The 1996-nt window shown below is 47.4% G+C and carries 1 pseudogene; it reads left to right on the forward strand.

Features of this window, described 5'->3' with window-relative positions:
- Positions 1-1996 (forward strand): annotated as a pseudogene (locus tag ABGY95_RS02825) (hypothetical protein); the annotation flags it as partial.

A 1996-nucleotide genomic window follows, 5' to 3' on the forward strand; every position in this document is an offset into this window, starting at 1 on the left:
AAAAGAGCTCGCCTCGCTAAAAACAAAAAGCCAGTAGCCTCACTTGAGCGGCTCGAGCAGAAGCAGATGCTCGCGGCAGATTCCGTTGATTTTAACATCAGCTTACTAAATAACCATACTGATGTTACTCACACTCCAAATACTCCAAATTCCTACTCCGCACCATGGACGTGGACATTAGCTGATGGCACAACACAAATCCAAGGATCGGGTCAAAAAAATAATTGGACTGCAGATCAAAACGGTCATCTTAATGAAATAAACGAGAACGCCAAAGGTGTGATCAAGACTGTTGAAGACTTTTATGGTCATCTTGCAGCTGGTTCAGTCGCCGAGGTATCAGACGATCTTGTTGCGTGTTTCTACTACGATCCTTCGAACGGGAAAGATCTACGGGAGGCGAGCCTATATAAGCCGGCTATCGAAAATGCTTGGGTTGGTTCAAGTGACAATCTTTATAGCCTCCTCGTTTTGAATAAGCGTTTTCCATCGACGGGTACAACCGGACTCGCAGCTCAGCGAGGTGGAAATGGGAATATCGCTGGGGCGATCGCTGGAGAATTAACCGATTCTCCTCACATCCCAGTTGGTTACGAATTCACTGTCTCTGATAAGGCGATCCAGGGTTTGACGCGAATTGTCGGTTTTCCATTTCAGGGTGACAGTCTTCTCCCACCAAATCCAGCTGTCTCCGCTGGCCAAGTACCAGCACTGGCTGTTTTCAATCGTACACATGGCTCCTTTATCAGTGCTGACCCTGATTTAGGGACACCTGTTTCCAGTCTTTCAGATTATGTGCCGACACTCAGTCAGTTTTTTAGGTTCACAAATGACAATCGGCCGCCATCAAGCGCTGCAATGCCAATTGATGTACTCTGGAATCTTCAGGAGAAGTACGCCACGGGATTTCAAACTCAACAGAGTCCAATCGATATTTTTTCAGAAATTAGTGGTATCGAAAATCTTGCATCACTCATTAACGATCCGGCCCAACCCACGAATCCTTTTTACGACGTTTTTCACAATCCTACCAACCCGGCTGATCAAGGATCGAATTACAACACGTATGAATTAGTCTGCACGAAGTTGCAGGGCTACTACTATAACAATGACATCACGAACCAAGACGCGATCAACATCTTTTATAGTGAATTTGCTGATTCGCTAATTCTTGCTCTTGGTCAAATCGACATGGCTACAGATCAAGCGGCTTACGACACCATCATTAATGATCTTGCGGTCGGATTGCGTGCACTGATGGCAATGAGCTACGACGCATCACCGCTATGGACATCTTATGGTGTTGGGTATGCAAATGCTGCCAATCCAATGGTGGGTAACAAAGACCCAAATATGCTAGTACCCCAGATCGACAGTCAAACCTTCCTTGAAACCTTTTCTGGACAGGAATTTCAACTCCTGAATGTCCATCTGCCAACCAACTTCGTCAATGTTATCGGAGAGCATCCGGCATCAGGAGAGCTCTATCCTTCAGAAGGGTGGTATGCTCTCAATGCTGATCAGCCTCTCAGTGGAATCCATTACATCGACACGCTTTCAGACAACGACTATCAGAGTCAGTACAGCATAACAACCTCAGGCACAGCTGTTCTCTTTCCACACGAGAACACCAGCAGCAACACGCTTTCAGCAGCTAGCATTGCTTCAGAAACAGCAATGCTCTCTGGCGCATCTGAACTCTCTGTTGGCGGACCGACTCTGGGTGAACTGCCAGGCCTGATCAATGATCAGCAAGTGCTTCCTGATTCGTTTGCCACGTACATTTCACTCGCTGGTGGTATTGACCTCGTATACGGTAGTGCATTCAATGATGTGATCATCGGGCCTGGCCATGGTGGGAGCACTGATGCAACATTCCATGGACGGCTAACTGTCAGTGCTGGTGCTGGGGACGACGTCGTTGCACCCGGAAGGGGTGGTTCCATTGTTGAACTGGGCTCTGGTGCTGACATTGTTGTGTTTGACACGAATGATC

Origin of the sequence: Rubritalea sp. (assembly GCF_039830215.1) — a bacterium.
Taxonomy (GTDB): Bacteria; Verrucomicrobiota; Verrucomicrobiia; order Verrucomicrobiales; family Akkermansiaceae; genus Rubritalea.